At 73.9% G+C, this 16,842-nt stretch carries 13 protein-coding genes; 6 read left to right on the top strand and 7 right to left on the bottom strand.

Translation table 11 applies throughout. From position 1 onward, the window contains the following. Nucleotides 1-17: 17 nt before the first annotated feature. The 4 genes from ACWDLG_RS25905 to ACWDLG_RS25890 are packed head-to-tail and all read right to left on the bottom strand — an operon-like array spanning nt 18 to nt 4,366. Nucleotides 18-2,078: a 3-hydroxyacyl-CoA dehydrogenase NAD-binding domain-containing protein gene (locus ACWDLG_RS25905; RefSeq protein WP_449924340.1), complete on the bottom strand. Its 2,061-nt coding sequence runs from the start codon at nt 2,076-2,078 to the stop codon at nt 18-20. Further along, complete coding sequence (locus ACWDLG_RS25900; RefSeq protein ID WP_449924338.1) at nt 2,075-3,298, bottom strand: thiolase family protein; 1,224 nt, start codon at nt 3,296-3,298, stop codon at nt 2,075-2,077. Before ACWDLG_RS25900 ends, ACWDLG_RS25905 begins: the two co-directional genes overlap by 4 nt. A gap of 1 nt (nt 3,299) precedes the next feature. Beyond that, nucleotides 3,300-4,016 (bottom strand): hypothetical protein, encoded by a 717-nt coding sequence (locus ACWDLG_RS25895; protein WP_449924335.1) that lies wholly within the window; start codon nt 4,014-4,016, stop codon nt 3,300-3,302. 35 nt (nt 4,017-4,051) lie between these two features. Next, nucleotides 4,052-4,366 carry an ArsR/SmtB family transcription factor gene (locus ACWDLG_RS25890; RefSeq protein WP_354904395.1) on the bottom strand — a complete coding sequence of 105 codons (315 nt, stop codon included), beginning with the start codon at nt 4,364-4,366 and terminating at the stop codon, nt 4,052-4,054. 157 nt (nt 4,367-4,523) lie between these two features. On the opposite strand from ACWDLG_RS25890, the gene ACWDLG_RS25885 reads away from it, so the two are divergent. From ACWDLG_RS25885 to ACWDLG_RS25860, 6 genes are all read left to right on the top strand, one after another. Beyond that, a complete protein-coding gene (locus ACWDLG_RS25885; RefSeq protein WP_449924331.1) occupies nt 4,524-5,909 on the top strand; it encodes an FAD-dependent monooxygenase in 1,386 nt (461 codons plus the stop codon). Between the two features lie 72 nt (nt 5,910-5,981). Beyond that, entirely contained in the window at nt 5,982-6,908 is a 927-nt protein-coding gene (locus ACWDLG_RS25880) for a hypothetical protein (protein WP_449924328.1), read from the top strand. Nucleotides 6,909-7,021: 113 nt separating this feature from the next. Then, nucleotides 7,022-8,014 (top strand): LacI family DNA-binding transcriptional regulator, encoded by a 993-nt coding sequence (locus ACWDLG_RS25875; protein WP_449924325.1) that lies wholly within the window; start codon nt 7,022-7,024, stop codon nt 8,012-8,014. Beyond that, entirely contained in the window at nt 8,011-8,799 is a 789-nt protein-coding gene (locus ACWDLG_RS25870; RefSeq protein ID WP_449924322.1) for a sugar phosphate isomerase/epimerase family protein, read from the top strand. Before ACWDLG_RS25875 ends, ACWDLG_RS25870 begins: the two co-directional genes overlap by 4 nt. Beyond that, nucleotides 8,796-9,686, top strand: a complete 891-nt coding sequence (locus ACWDLG_RS25865) for an alkaline phosphatase family protein (protein ID WP_449924319.1) — start codon at nt 8,796-8,798, stop codon at nt 9,684-9,686. Before ACWDLG_RS25870 ends, ACWDLG_RS25865 begins: the two co-directional genes overlap by 4 nt. A gap of 1,215 nt (nt 9,687-10,901) precedes the next feature. Then, a complete protein-coding gene (locus ACWDLG_RS25860) occupies nt 10,902-13,556 on the top strand; it encodes a PEP/pyruvate-binding domain-containing protein (protein ID WP_449924316.1) in 2,655 nt (884 codons plus the stop codon). Nucleotides 13,557-13,662: 106 nt separating this feature from the next. Here ACWDLG_RS25860 and ACWDLG_RS25855 read toward each other — a convergent pair whose 3' ends face one another. From ACWDLG_RS25855 to ACWDLG_RS25845, 3 genes are read right to left on the bottom strand one after another with little or no spacing between them, the layout of a single operon-like run. After that, the gene (locus ACWDLG_RS25855) at nt 13,663-14,499 is read right to left on the bottom strand and encodes a sugar phosphate isomerase/epimerase family protein (protein ID WP_354904379.1); all 837 of its coding nucleotides are present in this window, start codon (nt 14,497-14,499) and stop codon (nt 13,663-13,665) included. Continuing rightward, entirely contained in the window at nt 14,496-15,659 is a 1,164-nt protein-coding gene (locus tag ACWDLG_RS25850; RefSeq protein WP_449924313.1) for a dihydrodipicolinate synthase family protein, read from the bottom strand. The genes ACWDLG_RS25855 and ACWDLG_RS25850 overlap by 4 nt, the downstream gene beginning before the upstream one ends. After that, a complete protein-coding gene (locus ACWDLG_RS25845) occupies nt 15,656-16,795 on the bottom strand; it encodes a Gfo/Idh/MocA family protein (protein WP_449924310.1) in 1,140 nt (379 codons plus the stop codon). The genes ACWDLG_RS25850 and ACWDLG_RS25845 overlap by 4 nt, the downstream gene beginning before the upstream one ends. Nucleotides 16,796-16,842: the final 47 nt, after the last annotated feature.

Genomic DNA, 16,842 nt, shown 5'->3' with positions numbered 1-16,842 from the left:
CCCGCCCGCCGCCTTCATCAGGCCGGAACCGAGGCCACCCCAGGCTCGAGGAAGCGCGGGGCCGACACGCCCGCCCTGTCCAGGTACGGCGTGACGCCGCCGAGGTGGAAGGGCCAGCCCGCGCCGAGGATCATGCACAGGTCGATATCCTGCGCGGCGGCCACCACGCCCTCGTCGAGCATGATGCGGATCTCCTCGGCCAGCGCCCGCAGCACCCGCTCGCGGACCTGCTCGGCCGTCGAGGGCGACGTGCCGCCCGCGAACATGGCCACGACCTCCGGGTCGAGCGAGAAGTCGGCGGCGTAGACGCCCGGCTTGCCCGAGGCGACCAGCTTGGCCATGTTGTCGGACACGCCGAAGCGCGACGGGAAGGCCGCGTGCAGGGTCTCCGACACGTGGTGGCCGACGGCCGGGCCGACGAGCTGCAGCAGCGCGAACGGCGTCATCGGCAGGCCCAGGTCGTCGAGCGCGTGCTCGGCCACCTCGAGCGGCGTGCCCTCGTCGACGGCGGCGAAGACCTCGCCCATGAACCTGGTGAGCAGCCGGTTGACCACGAACGCGGGCGCGTCCTTGACCAGCACCGCCGACTTCTTCAGCGACCTGGCCACCGTGAACGCCGTCGCCAGCGTCGCGTCGTCGGTCGAGGCGCCCTTGATGATCTCCAGCAGCGGCATCACGGCGACCGGGTTGAAGAAGTGGAAGCCGACCAGCCGCTCCGGGTGCCTCAGCTCGGCGCCCATCTCGCTGAGCGACAGCGAGGAGGTGTTGGTGGCCAGCACGCACTCGGCCGAGACGTGCTCCTCGACCTCGGCGAAGACCTTCTTCTTGACGCCCATGTCCTCGAAGACGGCCTCGATGACGAAGTCGGCGTCGGCGAAGGCGTCCTTGGTCAGCGAGCCGGTGACCAGGGCCTTGAGCCGGTTGGCCTGGTCCTGGCTGACCCGGCCCTTGGACAGGAGCTTGTCCACCTCGGCGTGCACGTAGCCGACGCCCTTGTCCAGGCGCGCCTGGTCCAGGTCGGTCAGCACGACCGGCACCTCGAGCCGGCGGGCGAACAGCAGCGCCATCTGCGAGGCCATCAGGCCCGCGCCGACCACGCCGACCTTGGTGACCTTGCGGGCCAGCGCCTTGTCGGGCGCGCCCGCCGGCCGCTTGGCCCGGCGCTGCACCAGGTCGAATGCGTAGAGCCCGGCGCGCAGCTCGTCGCCCATGAGCAGGTCGGCCAGCGCCTCGTCCTCGGCGGCGAAGCCGGCGTCGCGGGTGGCGTCCTTGGCCGCGGCGATGAGATCGAGCGCCCGGTAGGGGGCCGGCGCCGCGCCGCGCAGCTTCATGTCGACCAGGAAGCGGGCATCAGCCACGGCCTTGTCCCAGTCCTCCTCGATCGCGGGCCGCTCGACCGTGACCGCGCCGGTCAGCACCTGGGCGGCCCAGCGCAGCGACTCCTCCAGGAAGTCGGCCGGCTCGAACATGGCGTCGGCGACCCCGAGCGCGAACGCGTCGCCACCCTTGATCATGCGGTTCTGCGACAGCGGGTTCTCGATGATCAGCTTGATCGCCTTGGCCGGGCCGACGAGGCGGGGCAGCAGCTGCGTGCCGCCCCACCCCGGCACCAGGCCGAGGAAGCACTCCGGCAGCGCCACGGCGGGCACGCCCGAGGAGATCGTCCGGTAGGTGCAGTGCAGCGCGATCTCCAGGCCGCCGCCCATGGCCGCGCCGTTGACGAACGCGAAGGAGGGGACGTCCAGCTCGCCGAGGCGGCGGAAGACGTCGTGGCCGAGCCTGCCGATCTCCAGCGCCTCCTCGCGGGTGCGCACCAGGGCCGCGCCCTTGAGGTCGGCGCCGACGGCGAAGATGAACGGCTTGCCCGTGACGCCGACGGCCGCCAGGTCGCTCCGGGCCGCGATGGCGTCGACGGCCTCGTTCAGCAGGGTCAGCCCGCCGGGGCCGAAGGTGTTCGGCTTGGTGTGGTCGAACCCGTTGTCCAGGGTGATCAGCGCCATCGTGCCCGCGCCGTGCGGCAGCTCGACGTCGCGCACCAGCGCCTTGGTGACTACCTCGTCCTTGAACAGGTCGCTCATGCCAGGTTCTCCCAAATGACCGTGCCGCCCATGCCCATGCCGACGCACATGGTGGTGATGCCGTACCGAACGTCGGGCCGCTCGCCGAACTGGCGGGCCAGCTGCGTCATCAGCCGGACGCCCGAGGAGGCCAGCGGGTGGCCGAAGGCGATCGCCCCGCCGTACGGGTTGACCCTGGGGTCGTCGTCGGCGATGCCGAAGTGCTCCAGGAAGGCCAGCACCTGGACGGCGAACGCCTCGTTGATCTCGAACAGGCCGATGTCCTCGATGGACAGGCCGGCCAGGCGCAGCGCCCGCTCGGTCGACGGGATCGGGCCCACGCCCATGACCTCGGGGTCGACGCCGGCGAAGGCGTAGGAGACCAGGCGCATCTTCGGAGCGAGACCGAGCTCGGCGGCCACGTCGGCGGCGGCCACGATGCAGCCGGTCGCGCCGTCGTTGATGCCGGAGGAGTTGCCCGCGGTGACGCGGCCGTGCGCGCGGAAGGGGGTCTTCAGCCCCGCCAGGCCCTCGACGGTCGTGCCCGGTCGCGGCGCCTCATCGGTTACCGCCAGCCCCCAGCCCTTCTCGGCGGTCCTGACGGCCGTGGGCACCAGGTCGGGCTGGATCTTGCCGTCGGCGTAGGCCTTGGCGACCTTCTCCTGCGAGAGCGCGGCGTAGGAGTCGGCCCGCTCCTTGGTGATGGTGGGGTAGCGGTCGTGCAGGTTCTCGGCGGTCATGCCCATGACCAGCGCGCTGCCGTCGACCAGCTTCTCCGACAGGAACCTGGGGTTGGGGTCGACGCCCTCGCCCATCGGGTGGCGGCCCATGTGCTCGACGCCGCCGGCGATGGCCACGTCGTAGGCGCCGAAGGCGATGCCGCCCGCGACGGTGGTCACCGCGGTCATCGCGCCCGCGCACATGCGGTCGATGGCGTAGCCGGGCACGGTCTTGGGCAGCCCCGCCAGCACCGCGGCCGAACGCCCGATGGTCAGGCCCTGGTCGCCGATCTGGGTGGTGGCCGCGACCGCGACCTCGTCCACCCGCTCGGGCGGCAGCGCCGGATTGCGCCTCATCAGCTCGCGGATGACGCGGACGACCAGGTCGTCGGCTCGGGTCTCCGCGTACAGGCCCTTCGGCCCCGACTTGCCGAACGGCGTGCGAACGCCGTCGACGAAAACGACGTCACGAGAGGAAGGCACGGATTCGCTCCTCGTTGCAGGACTGGTTCGGCCCACCATGCTACTCGCGAGTAACTACAACTGAGACGAGGGCCGCCGCCATCAGCGCGCACACCAGCCAGCCGGCCGGTTCCCACAGGTGGGCCCGCGCCGCGACCAGCGCCGCCGTCGTCACCGTGGCGCCCGCCCACGCGGCCGGTCTGCCCGCTCTCGCCTGACCGGGATCCCACGGGTCGTGCGGAGACCCGGTACGGCCGGCCAGCGCCTCACGCGTCCACCACAGCGCGAAGCAGACGCCCGCCGCCAGGCAGGCGGGCGCCGCGACCTCCAGCGCCCCGGCCAGCGAGTCGGCCAGGCCGTACAGCGCCGACTCCTGGAACAGCCGCGGCACCGTGACGCCGAGCAGCAGCGTCACCGCCCAGCCACCGGCCACGGCGAGCCGGCCGGCCGACTGGCGCGGACCGGCCGAAGGGCGTCCGTAGAGGGCGTGCTCGCGCCGCCGCACCCGCCGGGCCCGTGCCGCCCAGACCGCCTGCGTCGCCGCGAGCACGGGGACGGCCAGCGCGAAGGCCGCCAGCGCCAGCCAGGCCAGCGGCCTGGTGCCCTCCCTCGTCGGCGCCCGCTCGGCCAGCAGCTGCGTGGTGGCCAGCGCGGAGATCGCCACGGTGAGTGCGACCAGGGCGGAGCGGCGCGCCGACCTGGCGCGGCCGCGCAGGCCGGCGAGCGCGGTGGCGCCGGGAAGGGACCCCGCGGCGGGGTCGGGAAGGGGGGTGACCATGGGGCCATCTTCGTCGGCGATGGCTCCCGGTTCGCTCACATCGCGCCGGATTCCTGGGCCACCAGGTCGAGAAGGCCGGGGAAGCGGGCGTCCAGGTCGGCGCGGCGCAGCGTGATGAACAGCTTGCGGCCCTCCGGCCGCTGGCAGATCACTCCCGCCTCGCGCAGCACCCGCCAGTGGTGGGTGAGCGTGGACTTGGGCACGTCGGACAGGACGGACCCGCAGAACATCTCCTCGTCCGCCCCCCGCTCCCAGAGCCTGCGGACGATCTGGGCCCGCACGGGGTGGCCGAGCGCGGCCATGACCTCGATGAGCTGGATCTGCTCCCGCGTGGGATGAAGCGCCACCATCGGACCAGTGTACGAAACTGTCGAACTTGACGTGGTCGGACTACTGTACGAACATCTCGTACTGTTCGTTGATCCCGGACATATGAATGGACTGCCAGGCGCAACCTCCGCGCCCTCGCCGGTGTTCACCGTCCAGTCCCTACCGAAAGGTCGCCACATGTTCGATGTAGCTGTCGTCGGGGGCGGACCCGTCGGCATGCTGCTCGCCGCCGAGCTCGCCCTCCAGGAGGTCGACGTCGTGGTGGTCGAGCGGCGTGCCGTACCGCTCACCGAGTCCAAGGCGGGCACCCTGCACGCCCGCACCGCGCAGAGCCTCGACCGGCGGGGGCTGCTGACCGCGGTCGGCCACCCGACTTGGGGGAGCGTCAGGTTCCACTTCTCCGGGATGTTCGGCCTCGACCTGGGCGCGGTCACCGATGGCGGCCCGTCCATCGTCGGCAGCCCGCAGGCCTGGGCCGAGCACGTCTTCGCCGAGCGGGCGCAGGCGCTCGGCGCGACGATCATGCGCGGGCAGGAGGTCACCGGGCTGGACCAGCGCGACGACCACGTGCTGCTGTCCAACGGCGTGACGGCCCGCTACGTGGTCGGCGCCGACGGCGCCCGCAGCGCCGTCCGCAAGGCCGCGGGCATCCCGTTCGACGGCACGGGGGCGCGCGTGGCCGCCCTCATGGGCGAGGTACGGCTCCCGCCCGGCCTGCCGGGCGGCTACCACAGGACCCCTCGCGGCTGGCTCATCGTCTGGCCCGGCGGCCGGATCACCACCTACGACTTCCGGGGACCGCACGCCGACAGGGAGGCGCCCGTCACCCTGGAGGAGCTTCAGGAGGTGGCCGAGTACATCGCGGGCTTCCCGATCCCGATGTCCGACCCGCGCAGCCTGACCAGGTACGGCGACGCGGCGCTGCAGGCGCGGGCCTACCGCAGCGGCCGGGTGCTGCTGGCGGGCGACGCCGCCCACGTGCACTTCCCGTGGGGCGGGCAGGGGCTCAACACCGGCCTGGAGGACGCCGTCAACCTGGGCTGGAAGCTGGCCATGCAGGTGAAGGGCAGGGCGCCGGACGGTCTGCTCGACACCTACCACTCCGAGCGGCACCCCGTGGCGGCCAGGGTGCTGTGGAACGTCAGGGCGCAGAACGCGCTGGCCGATCCCGATCCGCGGATGGACCCGCTGCGGGAGCTGTTCGCCGAGCTGATGCGCTTCGACGAGGTCAACGCCTACCTCAGCGGCATGATCAGCGGCGTGGACACCGTCTACGACGTCGGCGTGCCCGGCGCCGGCTGGATGGCCCCCGACCTGACCATCACCACTGACCGCGGCCAGGTCACCCTTGTCGAGCTGCTGCGGGCGGCCCGCCCGCTGTTCCTCGACCTCGACGGCCGGAGCGACCTCGTTCGTGCCGTCGGGACCCGCGCGCGGGTGGTCAGCGGGAAGGCCGACAGCCCCTTCCAGGCCCTGCTCGTCCGCCCGGACGGGTACGTCGCGTGGACCTCGGAGGCGGGGGACGAGACCCTGCGTGGAGCACTGGATCGCTGGTTCTTGTGAAATATCCAGACAAACTGTGGCGGCTTCTGTTAGGAAGGTGCGCGATCACGTAAGCACTAGAGAGGTTCCACCGTGGCGCGCGACGAGAACGACAGCCCTGACTTGACCGGTGACGTGCTGTCGGACCGCTGGACCCCCGAGTCGGCTGACACCGACGAGCAGCCCGCCGTCGTCGCGGAGGACAAGCCCCCCGCTCCCGCGCCTGCCGCTGCGCCGGCCACCGCCCCCGCACCCGCCTCCGCCCCCGCTCCCGCCGTGGAGGCGGATGAGGTGCCCCTGGTGACCGTCCTGGACGCGCCCCCCGTGGTCGCGATGGAGGTGCCCGAGACCGAGGCCCAGTACCTCCCCCTCGACCAGGGCTTCGACTCCGCGGGCGAGTCGTCCCCCCGTGGCTTCCTCGGCTCCGGCTGGACTGAGGACGGCGACGCGCCCGAGCGGGAGGTGCGCAGGCGCACCAGGCTCCTGCTGGCGGGGGCCGCGGCCGTCGTGGTGGTCGGCGCGGCCGGCGGCTGGATGCTGATCGGCTCCGGCGGCGAGGCCTGCGCGGGCGGGTCCTGCGCCTCCAGCCGCTCGGTGGCCCCCGCCGTCACCGTGTCGCCGGTCGAGGAGCCGGCGTCGAGCGAGCCCGCCGTCGAGCCGGTCACCGACCCCTCGCAGACGCCCGAGTCGTCCGCGACGGTCAGCGCCACCCCCGAGCCGCCCACGCGCGTACGGCAGAGCAAGGCGCCCCAGACGCCCAGGCCCACGGCCACCCGTCTCGGCACCCCCACCACCAAGCCCAGCTCCAGGCCGGTCCGCACGCTCAACGACGAGACCGTCAAGGAGCGGACGAACAAGAACGAGCCTGCCACCGAGCCGACCGCCGAGCCGACCACCCAGGCCCCGCCGGCGACCGGCACCGAGGCGCCCGCTCCCGCCACGGAGGCGCCCGCGCCCGTCCAGCAGCCGCCCTCGGACGACAGGCGTTCCGGGGGGCTCCTGGACTGGCTGTTCGGCTAGGACCCCTCGACCGCGGCCGCCTTCCCCGGGGAGGGCGGCCGCGGCGTCGTTGCCGTACCATCGCGCGAAGGCCGCCGGTCTGACAGACTGGAAATCGCTTTCCGGGAGGGGTCATGGTCACGCTCGAGGACGTCGCCAAGCAGGCGGGCGTCTCCCTCGCCACCGCCTCGCGCGTGCTGAACGGCAGCACCCGCCAGGTCGGCGTCTCCCTGCGCGCGAAGGTCGAGCGGGCCGCGGTCGAGCTGGGCTACCGCCCCAACCTGGCGGCCCAGACGCTGGCGCGCGGCGCGAGCAACGTCATCGGCATCGTCGTGCACGACCTCACCGACCCCTACTTCGCCGCGCTGGCCGACGGCGCCATGCGGGTGGCCGCCGACCAGGGACTGCTGGTCATGGTCGGCGCCACGCACCGCGACCCGGAACAGGAGATCGCCTACGTCGCCTCGCTGAACGCCCAGCGGGTGCGGGCGGTGCTGCTGGCCGGCTCGCGGGTCGACGACCCCCATGTCACCCGGCGGCTGCGCGAGGAGGTCGCCCGCTACCGTGCCGGCGGCGGCAGGGTGGCCTGCGTCGGCCAGGACCTGCTCGAGGTCGACACCGTCGCGCCCGCCAACCGGGAGGGCGCCGCCGACCTGGCCCGTTCGCTGGCGGCGCTCGGCCACAGCCGCTTCGCCGTCCTGGCCGGGCCCGCCGGGCTGCTGACGGCCGCCGACAGGTGCGCGGGCTTCACCGACGCACTGGCCGCCCTCGGTCTGCCCGCGCCCCTGGTGATCCACGGCGCCTTCGACCGCGACGGCGGCCACGCGGCCGCGCGCGAGACCGGCGACGCCACGTGCGTGTTCGCCGTCAACGACGTGATGGCGGTCGGCGCGCTCGCCTCCTACCGCGAGCGCGGGATCCGGGTGCCCGACGACGTGTCGGTGGCCGGGTTCGACGACATCACGACCCTTCGCGACCACGTCCCCGCCCTGACCACGGTACGGCTGCCGCTGGCCGACATGGGGGCGAAGGCGCTGACCCTGGCGCTGGAGGCCGGCGAGCGGACCCGCGTGGAGCGGGTCGCCGGCGAGGTGGTTCTCAGACAGAGCGTACGGAGGCACGAGTGAAGCTGGCGGTCAGCACGCTGGGAATGCCGGGAGAGGGCCTGGAGTCGGCGATCGCGGTCGCCGCCGCGGGCGGCTGTCACGGGCTGGAGCTGCGGCTGCACCCCGACACGGGCGTGCACGCGGGGCTGCCCCCCGCCGATCGTGCCGCGGCGCGCGAGAAGATCGCCGACGCGGGCCTGTCCATCGCCGCCCTGGCGGGATATGTCGGCATCTGCGATCCCGCGCCGGCCGACGACACCGTCGTCGGCGACCTGCTGGCCGACCTCCGGCTCGCCGCCGACCTGGGCGCGCCGGGCGTGCGGGTCTTCCCGCGCGGCGACGACCCCGCCGTCGGCGCCCGCCGCCTGCGGGCCGTCGCCGACACCGCCGCCGCGCTCGGCGTGCGCGTGTTCGTCGAGACTCACGACAAGATGCCGACGGGCGCCGCCGTCGCCGCGCTGCTGTCGGCCACGGGACGGCCCGACGCCGCGGTCGCGCTGTGGGACCTGCTGCATCCCTGGCGCCACGGCGAACCCCTTGAGGAGACGCTCGGGGCGCTGGCGCCGTACCTGGCCTACGTCCAGGTGAAGGACGCCGTGTCCGCGACCGACACCACCCCCGTCCCGCTGTGGTCGGGCGCGGTGCCGCTCGACGCGGCAGGTGAGCTGCTACGCGCGCACGGCTACGACGGGTGGGTCTCGCTGGAGTGGGAGCGCACCTGGTACCCGCAGGTCGCCCCGGTGCAGGACGTCCTGCCCGGCGCGGCCGACTGGGTGCGCCGCTTCTCCGCCCCGGCCGCGGCGTGACGCCGACGGCCAAGGTGCTCGTCGTCGGGATGGACGGGCTCAGGTTCGACCGCGTGCCGGCCGCCAGGCCGCCGGTGCTGCTCGGGCTGATGGCGGCGGGAACCCACGGCACCGCCCTGCTCCCGTACGGCGAGGCCGTCGCGCCGCGCACCGGGTCGCCGGGCGAGGTGGTGCCCGGCAGCCGGGCGGGCGTCACGGCCAGGACGGACTCCGGGCCCGGCTGGTCGTCGATCGCGACGGGCGTGTGGCCCGACAAGCACGGCGTGGTGGACAACAGCTTCGCCGCCGCCAACTTCACGAAATATCCTGACTTCCTCACGCGGGCGAAGGCGGCCCGCCCCGACCTGTCCACCTACGCGATCTTCTCGTGGGCCGCGCTCGCCGAGCACGGCGCGTTCGGCGAGGCCATCGACGTGCGGATCGCGCTCGACGGCTACGCCGACACCTTCGCCGCCTGCGACGCCCGCGTCGCCGACGCGGCCGCCCGGCACCTGGCGGCGCAGGACCCCGACCTGGCCTTCGTCTACTTCGGCGACACCGACGAGGTCGCCCACGACCTCGGGCCGCTGTGCCAGGAGTACACCGACGCCCTGCTGCTGCAGGACGCCTTCCTCGGCCGGCTGCTCGCCGCGGTCAGGAGCCGCGCGAGCTACCCGGGCGAACGGTGGACCGTGATCGTCACCACCGACCACGGGCACGTCGACTCCGGCGGGCACGGCGGCGTCTCCGACGAGGAGCGCACCACCTTCGTGGTCCTGTGCGAGCTCGACCGCCCGACGCGGCCGGTGCGCGCCCCCCGCCTGGTCGACATCGCCCCGACGGTCCTGTCGCGCCTCGGCATCCCCGTCGACCCCGCCTGGAACCTCGACGGCCACCCCCTCCCCTGACCCCGTCCGTCCTCGCTCCCAGGCATCTCCCACCGGGGGGCCACCACGTCGTGTCTCCCACCCACAGGGCCACCCCGGCGCGTCTCCCACCGGCGGGGGCCGCCCTGTCGCGTCTCCCACCGGCGGGGCCACCCTGTCGCGTCTCCACCCACAGGGCCACCTCGTCGCGTTCTCCCACCAGCGGGGGCCGCCCTGTCGTATCTCCCACCGGGGCTGCCCTGACGTGTCTCCCGCCCGCGACTCCCGTCGTCTCCATCGCCCCGGTCGGCCCTCGCCCATCCTGTCCACTCCTTTCCGCGGGCCCGGCCGTCTCCTTCGGCCCCTGCTTTCCCTGGCCCGGCCGCTTTCCCTGGCCCGGCCGCTCCTGCGGTCCCGTTCTCCATGCATAGCCGTCCGCGACTCGCGGCCCCTCGACCCTCGGGCCGTTCCTCGCCTCCTCCCGCGCTCCCTCACGCCTGCGGTTCCCGTCGGCTCGACCGCTCCGGCGCCGGACCGCGTCGAACGCCTCAGGGCGGCCGCGCCAGGGGTCCGGTGCGCGGCGCAAGACCGACCCCGACGCCCACCGCCACCGGATCCGGCACCCGCCGACCGCCCACCGCCGGCCGCCCCTCTCCGGCCACTCGCCCGCCAGCCCGCTTGCCGTTGGCCGCGCCCTGGTTGGCCGTGTCCCGGTTGGCCGTGTCCCGGTTGGCCGCGCCCCGGTTAGCCGCCCCGGTCGGCCGCGCCTGGGCCGGCTGCTCCGGTCGGCTGCTCTCCGCCGATCGCTCGTCGTCGCCCGCCCAGTCATCGCCATCCGCAGGCCGGTCGCGTGCTGGCGTCGTCCGACGCTGCCGGGATCCCAGTGCCCAGCGGCCGGTCCCGCCTGCCGTACGCCCTGGAACGCCTCGGGCCGGCCGGTCTGCCGTACCTCCTCGAGCCCGCCTGACGTATTCCCTGGAACGCCTCGGGCCGGCCTGCCGTACCTCCCGGAAGACCTCGGGTCCGCCTGACGTACGCGCCAGAACGCCTCGGGCCGGCCTGCCGTACACCCCGGAAGACCTCGGGTCCGCCTGACGTCCGGAACGTTCTGGCTCGCCGTCCCAGGTAGCCGGCCGAGAGAGAAGTTCATCACTTGATGAATTTTTTCACAGAAAGGCATTCCATCGCCGCTCTCCGCGATGCACACTGCTGGCAAACAGGGATGAGAAGTACAGCCGACCGCAAGGGGAACACCGGATGAAGACCGCACGCGAACCACTCGCCCTCCCGTTCGCGGACATCGACGCGGGCATGCTGGCCCAGGTCGGCGGTAAGGCCGCCAACCTGGGCGAGATGACCGCCGCTGGTCTCCCCGTGCCGCCCGGCTGCTGCCTGACCACCGAGGCCTACCACCGGGTCGCGGAGGGCACCGCGCTGAAGGACGTCATCGCCGAGCTGGCCACCACCGAGTCCGCCGACGCCGCCCGGCTCGCCGAGCTGGCGGGCAGGGCCAGGGCGCTGCTCCTCGAGGCGCCGGTTCCCGAGGAGGTGCGCGAGGCGGTCGACGACTCCTACGCGCGCCTCGGCGACCGGGTGCCCGTGGCCGTGCGGTCGTCGGCGACGGCCGAGGACCTGCCGTACGCCAGCTTCGCCGGCCAGCAGGACACCTACCTCAACGTCGTGGGCCCCGAGGCGGTGCGCGACGCGGTCCGCCGGTGCTGGGCCTCGCTGTGGACGGACCGGGCGGTGGCCTACCGGGCGGCCAACGGGATCGACCACGCGGCCGTCCGGCTCGCGGTGGTGCTGCAGCGGATGGTCGCCGCCGAGGTGGCCGGCGTGATGTTCACGGCCAACCCGGTGACGGGCCGCCGCCACGAGGCGGTCATCGACGCGGCCCCCGGCCTGGGCGAGGCGGTGGTGTCGGGCGCGGTCAACCCCGACAGGTTCGTCGTCGACATGGCAGGCGGCCGGATCACCGAGCGCGGGATCGGCGACAAGCGGGTGTCGATCCGCCCGCTGCCCGGCGGCGGCACCGAGCGCGCCGACCTGGACGGCACGCGGGAGGCGTGTCTCACCGACCGGCAGGTGCGCGACCTGGCCGCGCTCGGGCGCAGGGTGGAGGACCACTACGGGGCGCCGCAGGACACCGAGTGGGCGATCGACGCCACCGGCGCCCTCTGGCTCACCCAGGCCAGGCCCATCACCACGCTGTACCCGCTGCCCGCCACCACCAGGCAGGGCCTGCGGGTCTACTTCTCCGTCAACGTCGCGCAGGGCGTGATGCGCCCCTTCACGCCGATGGGCATGGCCGCGTTCAGGCTGATCAGCGGGGGAGCCACCGCCATGGCGGGCTTCCCGCCCGCCGACCCGCTGGCCGGGGCGCCGATCGCGGCCGAAGCGGGACAGCGGATGTTCCTCGACATCACCGCCGCCGTGCGCAGCAGGATGGGGCGGGCCGTCCTGCCCAGGGCGCTGGCGTTCGGCGAGGCCCGCGCGGGGGTGGTCTTCGCCCAGGTCGCCGAGGATCCGCGGCTGTCGGTGACCACCACCTCCCCGCTCCCGTTCGTCCGTGCGGCGCTGCGGGTGGCCAGGCGCGTCGGCGCGCACCGGCGGGTGGCGCTGGCGCTGGCCAGGCCCGAGGCGGCGCTCGCCTACACCAGGCGGCTCGGCAAGGCGCTGGAGGCGCGCCTGCGCGTCGACCCCGGCGCCACCGCCGAGCAGCGGCTCGACCACGCCGAGCGCTGCCTGCGCGGCACGTTCCCGATGATCTTCTCGATCATGCCGGTGGCGCTCCTGGGTTACGCGGGGTTCGGCCTGGCGGGCAGGCTCTCCGGCGCGAAGGGCGACCAGCTGCAGGCCGTCCTGCGCAGCCTGCCGCACAACCCGACCACCGAGATGGACCTGGAGCTGTGGCGGCTGGCCACGGGCATCGGCGCCGATCCCGAGGCGGCCGCGCCGTTCCGGACCCTGCCGGTCGGCGAGCTGGCGGCCCGCTTCGCGCGCGGTGAGCTGAAGGCGCAACGGCTGATCGAACGCTTCCTGGCCCGCTACGGCCAGCGCGGCGTCGCCGAGATCGACCTCGGCATGCCCCGCTGGTCCGACGAGCCGGCGCACATCCTCGGCGTGCTGGCCAACTATCTCCGGCTCGAGGACGGCGGCCTCGCGCCCGACGAGATGTTCGCCAGGGGAGCCGAGGAGGCCGAGCGCGCCGTGCGCGCCATCGTGTCCATGGCGGCGGCCAAGGGCCGGTTGCGGGGCCGGCTGGCGGCGGCCGGGCTGCGCCGGACCAGGATGTTCGGCGGCCTGCGCGAGCTGCCGAAGTACTACATGGTCGAGGTCCTGGCCGCGGTACGGCGCAGCATGCGCGTGGTGGGGGAGGAACTGGTGGCCAAGGGCGTGCTCGAGGCCGCCGACGACGTCTACTTCCTCGACTTCCGCGAGGTCCGCCAGGCGCTGGCCGGCGGGTCACGGGCCGCGCTGGTGGCCGAGCGGCGGGCCGCCTACGAGCAGGAGGTGCGCCGCCGCCACGTGCCCAGGATGCTGCTGTCCGACGGCACCGAGCCGGAGGCGCTTGCCGTGCCGGCGGTCGCCGAGGAGGGCGCGCTGACCGGCACCCCCGCCTCGGCCGGCACGGTCACCGGGCCCGCCAGGGTGGTGCTCGACCCGGTCGGCGCGCACCTGGAGCCCGGCGAGATCCTGGTCGCCCCCTCCACCGACCCGGGGTGGACGCCGCTGTTCCTGACGGCGGGCGGGCTGGTCATGGAGATGGGCGGCTCGATGTCGCACGGCGCGGTCGTGGCCAGGGAGTACGGGATCCCCGCGGTGGTGGGCGTGGCCGAGGCCACCCACCGGATCGTCACCGGGCAGACGATCACCGTGGACGGCTCGGCGGGCGTCATCTCGATCGACTGACCCCGGCCTCCCCAGGCTCCCGGGCGTTTCCGGCATCCCCGCTGTCCGCGGTCTCCCCGGACGCGGCGGACCTCCGCCTCCGGTCAGGGAGGGTGCCCACCGTCGATCAGGGCGCGAGGACGACGGAGGCGAAGCGCTCCTTCATCGTGGACACCACCGTGTCGGGGTCGGCCGCCCAGACGTCGGCGTTGAAGATCTCCACCTCCACGTCCCCCGTGTAGCCGGCCGCCCGCACCGCCCGGGTGAGCGGCGCGAAGTCGATCACCCCGTCGCCCATCATCGCCCTGCCGAGCAGCACGTCGGCGGGCAACGGCTGCAGGAAGTCGCACACCTGGTAGGAGGCGATCCGCGACCCCGCCCGCGCGATCTGCTCGAAGACCGCCGGGTCCCACCACACGTGGAAGGTGTCGACCACCACCCCCACCTGCTCCACCGGGTACGGCTCGGCCAGGTCGAGCGCCTGGCCCAGCGTGGACAGCACCGCCCGGTCCGCGCAGTACATCGGGTGCAGCGGCTCCAGCGCCAGCCGCACCCCGCGCTCGCCCGCGTAGGGGGCCAGCACGGACAGCGCCTCGGCCACCCGCTGCCGCGCCCCCGCCAGGTCCCGGGAGAACCCCTCGGCGGGCGGCCGGCCGGCGGGGACGCCGGGCAGGCCGCCGACGACCATCACCAGGCAGGCCGCGCCCAGCTCGGCGGCCTCGTCGACGGCCCGCCGGTTGTCGTCGAGGGATTCCGGCGAGCCGCTGGTCAGGAAGCCGCCCCTGCACAGCGACGAGACGCGGAGCCCGGCGTCGGTGACCCGCTTGACCGTCTCGGCCAGCCCCTGCGCCGCCACCTCCTGCCGCCACAGCCCGATGGCCTCGACGCCGTGCCGTACGCACCCGTCGACGGCCTCGGCCACCGTCCACCGCCTGGTGGTCCACTGGTTGAGAGAGAGCTTCACAGCCCGTTCACCGCCAGCAGGGCCCGCATCCGCCGTACGGCGAGCTCCTGGTCGGCCAGCAGCCCCGCCCGGTCGGCCAGCCTGAACACCTCGCACAGGTGCGGCAGCGACCTGGCCGCCTGGGCGCCGTTGACCATGGTGAAGGCGTCCTGGTGGCCGTTGAGCCAGGCCAGGAAGACGATGCCGGTCTTGTAGTGGTACGTCGGCGTCTCGAAGATCTTGCGCGACAGCGGGACGGTCGGGGCGAGGATCTCGTCGTAGTGCGCCAGCAGCCGGTCGCGGGCCTCGTCGGTGCAGGCGGCCTCGGCGGCGTCGAGCACCTGCAGCGCGGCGGCCGCCGCGGGCGCGATCGCGTCGAAGATGCCCAGCAGCGCGTGGGAACCGGTCCTGATCAGCGACGGGTAGTTGAAGTCGTCGCCGGTGTAGAGCTTGACGCCGGGCGGCAGCGCGGCGCGCAGCGCCACCTCGTGCGCCTCGTCCAGCAGCGACACCTTGACCCCGTCGACCATCGCGGCGTGCGCGTGGACCAGCTCGAGGAAGGACGCGGTGGCCCCGGCGACGTCGCGCGCGCCCCAGTACCCGGCCAGCTGCGGGTCGAACATCTCGCCCAGCCAGTGGAGGATCACCGGCCGGTCGGCCACGCCGAACAGCTTGCCGTACACCCGGTGGTAGTCGGCGGGCCCGGTGGCGAGGCGGGCGAGCTGGCGCGAGGCCATCACGATCACGCGCGCGCCCGCGGCCTGGACGGTCTCGATCTGTTCGGTGTAGGCGGCGACGACCTCGTCCAGGGTGGCCGCGGCGGGCGCGTGGTCGGTGCCGGCGCCGCAGGCCACCAGCTCGGCCGGGTCCCCGACGGTGGCGGCCTCGGCGGCGCTGCGCCTGATCAGCTCCCGGGTGGCCGCCCAGTCCAGGCCCATGTTGCGCTGGGCGGTGTCCATGGCGTCGGCGACGCGCAGGCCGTGCGACCACAGGTGGTGCCGGAAGCGCAGCGTGGCCTCCCAGTCGACCGCCGCGGGGGAGCCAGGAGTGTTGTCGCCCAGCGGGTCGGCGACCACGTGGGCGGCCGCGTAGACGACGCGGCTCGTGGCGGGCCCGTCGACGGCCGGCCAGGTGACGGGATCGCTCAGCGTGTGGCTCCCGCCGGGCAGGTCGATCCTCACAGCTCCGCCACCGCCATCCTGCGGCCCTCGGCCGAGCTGCGCAGCCCGAGCTCGGCCAGCCGTACGCCGCGGGCGCCGGAGGCGAAGTCGTAGGGGAAGGGCGCGTCCTCCACGACGTGCCGGACGAACAGCTCCCACTGGATCTTGAAGCCGTTGTCGAAGTCGGCGTTGTCGGGCACCTCCTGCCAGTCGTCGCGGAAGCGCGCCGTGACGGGCAGGTCGGGATTCCAGACCGGCTTCGGGGTGGTGGCGCGGCTCTGGACGCGGCAGTTGCGCAGGCCCGCGACGGCGCTGCCGTGCGTGCCGTCCACCTGGAACTCCACCAGTTCGTCGCGGTTGACGCGGACCGTCCAGGAGGAGTTGATCTGCGCGATGACGCCGCCGGCCAGCTCGAAGACGGCGTAGGCCGCGTCGTCGGCCGTCGCCTCGTACGGCTCGCCCCGCTCGTCCACCCGGGTCGGGATGTGCGTGGCCGCTCTGGCGTAGACCGACTCGACCGTGCCGAACAGGTTCTCCAGCACGTAGTTCCAGTGCGGGAACATGTCCAGGATGATGCCGCCGCCGTCCTGGGCGCGGTAGTTCCAGGAGGGCCGCTGGGCGCTCTGCCAGTCGCCCTCGAAGACCCAGTAGCCGAACTCGCCGCGCACCGACAGGATGCGGCCGAAGAACCCGCCGTCGATCAGCCGCTTCAGCTTGAGCAGGCCCGGCAGGAACAGCTTGTCCTGCACGACCCCGTTCTTCACGCCCTTGGCGGCGGCCGCCTCGGCGAGCGCCACCGCCTCCGCGTAGGACTCGGCGGTGGGCTTCTCGGCGTAGACGTGCTTGCCCGCCTCGATCGCCTTCAGCACCGACTTGACCCGGGCCTGCGTGACCTGGGCGTCGAAGTAGACGTCGGCCTCCCGGAGGGCGGCGTCGAGGTCGGTGGTGTGGTCGGCGATGCCGTGCCGGGCGGCCAGGTCGGCGAGCTTGGCCTCGTTGCGGCCCACCAGGATCGGCCGCAGCACGACCCTGCCGCCGTCGGAGAGGGTCACGCCGCCCTGCTCGTTGATGGCCAGGACCGACCGCACCAGGTGCTGGCGGTAGCCCATCCGGCCGGTGACGCCGTTCATCGCGACACTGATCGTGCGCACGCTCATGTGACCTCTCCTCAGGGAAAGCGCTTTCCAGATGACCGTACGGCGGC

Source organism: Nonomuraea sp. NPDC003727 (assembly GCF_053586935.1).
Note: the sequence above shows the minus strand (reverse complement) of the source record. Positions and strands in the feature narration are given on the sequence as shown.

Coding starts and splice junctions, on each gene's coding strand:
- ACWDLG_RS25875 (WP_449924325.1), top strand. CDS start 7,022: ATGGTCACGCTCGAGGACGTCGCCAAGCAGGCGGGCGTCTCCCTCGCC.
- ACWDLG_RS25890 (WP_354904395.1), bottom strand. CDS start 4,366: ATGGTGGCGCTTCATCCCACGCGGGAGCAGATCCAGCTCATCGAGGTC.
- ACWDLG_RS25900 (WP_449924338.1), bottom strand. CDS start 3,298: ATGGTGGGCCGAACCAGTCCTGCAACGAGGAGCGAATCCGTGCCTTCC.
- ACWDLG_RS25885 (WP_449924331.1), top strand. CDS start 4,524: ATGTTCGATGTAGCTGTCGTCGGGGGCGGACCCGTCGGCATGCTGCTC.
- ACWDLG_RS25895 (WP_449924335.1), bottom strand. CDS start 4,016: ATGGTCACCCCCCTTCCCGACCCCGCCGCGGGGTCCCTTCCCGGCGCC.
- ACWDLG_RS25905 (WP_449924340.1), bottom strand. CDS start 2,078: ATGAGCGACCTGTTCAAGGACGAGGTAGTCACCAAGGCGCTGGTGCGC.
- ACWDLG_RS25845 (WP_449924310.1), bottom strand. CDS start 16,795: ATGAGCGTGCGCACGATCAGTGTCGCGATGAACGGCGTCACCGGCCGG.
- ACWDLG_RS25860 (WP_449924316.1), top strand. CDS start 10,902: ATGAAGACCGCACGCGAACCACTCGCCCTCCCGTTCGCGGACATCGAC.